The following is a 3,992-nucleotide window of genomic DNA, read 5'->3' on the forward strand; positions in this document are numbered from 1 at the left end:
GCCGTATCCGACGGGCGGGGGCGGCTTCGGCGGCCTGGGGGCTTCCGCCGGCTGCTGGGCCTTCGCGGCCTGGGCCCTCAGCGTGTCCACTTCCCGGCGCAGCCGGAGGACCTCCGCGGAGAGCTGGGCGTAGGAGTCCCGCACCAGTCCGTTGAACACGCGCTGCCGGCCCAGGGTCTCGTTGATCAACACCTGGCACGTCTTGCGGAAGGCCCACTTGGCCACCAGCACCGCCTGACCCATGCCGGCGCGGTGCGTGTGCAGCGGCAGGGCCCGCGTCGTGTCCGCGTTCTCCTCCAGCGCGTGCATGTTGAACGTCAGCGGATCCACGCGCGGCTCCACGCCGTCCTCCGGCACCTCCGCCGGCTCCGACGTGGGCAGCCCGCGCACGCGCAGCCGCTCCTCGATGCGGGCCACCAGGGCCCCCGTGGGAATGTCCCGTCCGAGCAGCTTCATCGGTGTGTCTCCTCCACGATGCGCGCCATCTCTTCCCGGTACGCCGCGACCACCTGGGGCCACGTGTGCCGCTGCGCGTAGATGCGGGCCCGCTGGCCCATCGCGTCCCGGGCCTCACCCACCTCGCGCAGCCCTTCGATGAACGACGCCAGCCCCCGGTACACCCGGCCCGCGCCACTGCGCTCCACCTGTCCCACCAGCACGTCCGAGTGCCCGTTCACCAGCACCGGCGTCCCCTGCGCGAACGCCTCCAGCGTCAGGAGCGACAGGCTCTCGAACTTCGACGGCACCACCACCGCCAGCGCTCCCGCCAGCGCGTCGTGCTTGTCCTGTTCGGAGATGCGCCCCACGTGCCGCACGCCCTCGCCGCTCACGTCCATGTGCGCCTCGCCCGCGAGCACCAGCTCCGGCGCGTCCTGGTACTTCGCCCGCAGCTGGCGGTGGAACGTCAGCAGGTCCGGCACGCCCTTGCCCGGCTCCAGCCGGCCCACGTAGAGCAGGTAGCGGCCGTGCACGCCGTACTTCGCCCGGAAGCGGTCGGGCACCGCCGGCAGCGCCGCCACGCCCACGCCCACCACGCGCGCCCGCGCATGGTCCGGGTGGAAGCGGCCAATCATGTCGACCTCCTCCGGCGTGTTGCACATCAACACCCGGGGCCGGTTGAACACGTCCCCGTAGACGCCGAAGCGGATGGGCGGCTCGTCGTGCGCGGTGGGCACCAGCAGCGCGCGGTCCGCCACCAGCGGCAGGCCCCACGCCGTGGGCGCGTAGAGGTACGTGAAGAACAGGTAGCCGTCGTACGCGTCCTGCGTGGTGGCCAGGTGGTCAATCAGCCCGGGGCTCAGCGGGCCCTGCTCGGCCACCCACTGCTCCTCGCGCAGCCGCTCGTTGCCGTGGCCGAACACCTGGCGCGACAGGCCGTTGAACGCGTGGATGTTGCGCGTGCGCGTCACCGGGAAGCGCAGCACCTTCGTGCGGCCCACCCGGTCCTCGCCGGGTGGGAAGGCGTTCTCCCACGTCAGGTGGTTCTTCGCGCAGGTCGTCACCACCGTGACGTCCCAGTGCGGCGCCAGCTGCTCCGCCACCTGCGCGGCGTGGCTCTCCGCGCCGCCCGTCACCTCGCCGTATCGCTGCACCACCAGCGCCACGCGCGGCCGCTTCGCCGGGGCCTTGCGAGGACGGGGCGGCGGCGCCACCACCCCCTCCAGCGCGCGCGTCAGCGACACCTGCGCGGCGGTGGGGGAGAAGTGCTGGAGCCTTCGCGCCTGGCCTTCGAGCACCGCCTTGCGCAGGTCGCGGTCCTCGCTCAGGTCCACCGCCAGCTCCGCGAGGAACGCGTAGCGCTTCTGGTCGAACGCGATGCCCGCCCCGCCCAGCGTCTCCGGCACGGCCGCCGCCGCGTACGCGAGCACAGGCACTTCGGAGGCCATGGCCTCGATGATGGGCACGCTGAAGCCCTCGTGCTCGCTCATGGAGACGAACACGGACGCGGAGCGGTAGACGGCCACCAGCTCCGGATGCGACAGGCGCCCCAGGAAGTGCACCCCGCGCAGGTCCTTCATCTCGCGCTGGAGCAGCTTGAAGTAGCGGCTGCCCGGCTCGTAGCCGCCGACAATCAGCAGGCGCGCCTGGGGACGGATGCGCAGGAGCTCCCGGTGCAGCGCGAGCAGGTCCTCGAAGCGCTTGTGCGGCATCACCCGGCTCACCGACACCAGGGTGGGGCCGGGCCCGGACAGCTCCGCGAGCTTGTTCGCATCCGCCACGGACGCGGCGAAGCGCTCCTTCTCGATGAAGAGCTGCGCGGTGTGCACGTTGCGGTGGCCCGCGACCCGCAGCTCCGCGCCGTTGAAGTCCGAGTCCCCGATGGACACGTCCAGGAAGGGCGCCATCGCGGCGATCTGCGCGCGGCCCGCCACCAGCGCGTGCTCCAGCGGCGTGTCCCGGTAGAAGCGCGCGGGGCTGATGTTGTGGAACACCACGCCGCGCTTGCAGTCCAGGTGCATCAGCCGGCCGCTCAAGGGCGACGCGATGCCGTGGTGGTACAGCACCAGGTCATCCGGCTTCGGCTTCAGCGTGAAGACGTGGCGGGCCAGGCCCTGCAGCCCTCCCGCGACCTCCTCCGCGTAGATGTCCCCCGCGTGCCCCATGCGGCGCAGCAGGAGTTGCAGGTGCAGCGCGGCCTGACCGGAGGCGTCGCCGGGGCCGAAGCTTGGGATCAACTGATGGACCGCCATGGGGGGCCGTATGTACCACACGGCATGGTATGAGGCGGCCCGTGTCGACCCCCGGACCCATCGCCTTCGACGCCACCCTGTGGGACGAGCCCACCACCGGCATCGGCCTGTACACCCGCTGCCTCGCGGACGCGCTCCAGGCCCAGGGCGTCCTCCTGGACCGGATGGGCGCGCGCAAGTCCGGTGAGCACCCGCGAGGCGTCCAGAAGCGGACGCCGTGGACGCTGGCCACGCTGCCCAAACTGCTCAAGGCGTCACCGCCGCCCGTCTACCACGCGCTCAGCAACTTCAACCTGCCCCTGCGGCGCACGCCGGGCACCGCGTACGTGCTCACCGTGCACGACCTGGTGCCGTTGGATTTGCCGCACACGGTGTCCACGCCGTTCCGGTGGCAGTTCCGGCTGTGGCTCGCGCGCAGCCTGATGCTCGCGGACCGGCTGGTGTGCATCAGCGAGCGCACGCGCCAGGACCTGGTGCGCCGCTTCCCCCAGGTGGAGCCGCGCACTGTCGTCGTGCCCAACGGCGTGGACCACGTGAACGCGCCCACGCTGGACGCGGCCGACGAGGACTTCCTCCACGCGCTGAACCTGCCGAAGGACTACGTGCTGTACGCGGGCTCGCTCGACGTGCGCAAGAACGTGGACCTGGTGCTGGACGCGCAGGAGCGGCTGCACGCGCGCGGCAGGCCCTTCTCGCTCGTGCTCGCGGGGCAGAGCTGGTTCGGCTCCGGCACGGTGGAGACGCGCATCGCGCGGCTGCGCTCGGAAGGGCTGGACGTGCGGGCGCTGGGCTATCAGACGCCGGCCATCTTCTACGCGCTGATGCGCCGCGCGGCGCTGTTCGTCTTCCCCTCGCGCTACGAGGGCTTCGGCCTGCCGCCCCTGGAGGCCATGCGCCTGGGCACGCCCACGGTGGTGTCCACGGCGGGCTCGCTTCCGGAGGTGTGCGGGAGCGCCGCGCCCGCGGTCCACCCCGACGACGCGGAAGGGCTGGCGGCGGTCATCGAGCGGCTGCTGCGTTCGCCGGAGGAGCGCCGCGCGCTGTCGGAGGCGGGCCAGCGTCAGGCCGCGAAGTTCACCTGGGCCCGCACCGCGGAAGGGACGCGGGCCGCTTACGATGCGGCGCTGCGCCACCGGTAGGCGGGCGTCACGGTCAACCGGCCCACGGAGGGCCTCCTGGAGGAACATGCGACTGCTCGTGTGGAGTGGAATCGTCTGCGGAATGCTGCTCGGGTGCGCGGGGTCGAACGCGGCGCGCAAGGACGAGGCCCAGGAGCCGGCCCCTGCCGCTCAGCAGGAAGCC

General features: G+C 72.3%; 2 protein-coding genes and 1 pseudogene. 1 reads left to right on the forward strand and 2 read right to left on the reverse strand.

The genetic code is table 11. The features are described 5' to 3' along the window. Nucleotides 1–456: pseudogene (locus tag D7W79_RS39680) on the reverse strand (hypothetical protein); the annotation flags it as partial. Continuing rightward, nucleotides 453–2,690, reverse strand: coding sequence for a glycosyltransferase family 4 protein (locus tag D7W79_RS39685; RefSeq protein WP_120530407.1), 2,238 nt, complete (start codon nt 2,688–2,690; stop codon nt 453–455). The pseudogene D7W79_RS39680 and the gene D7W79_RS39685, both read right to left, overlap by 4 nt. A gap of 29 nt (nt 2,691–2,719) precedes the next feature. On the opposite strand from D7W79_RS39685, the gene D7W79_RS39690 reads away from it, so the two are divergent. After that, nucleotides 2,720–3,829 (forward strand): glycosyltransferase family 4 protein, encoded by a 1,110-nt coding sequence (locus tag D7W79_RS39690; RefSeq protein ID WP_120530408.1) that lies wholly within the window; start codon nt 2,720–2,722, stop codon nt 3,827–3,829. Nucleotides 3,830–3,992: the final 163 nt, after the last annotated feature.

The sequence above is a fragment of the Corallococcus exercitus genome (assembly GCF_003611585.1).
In the GTDB taxonomy this organism is placed as follows: domain Bacteria; phylum Myxococcota; class Myxococcia; order Myxococcales; family Myxococcaceae; genus Corallococcus; species Corallococcus exercitus.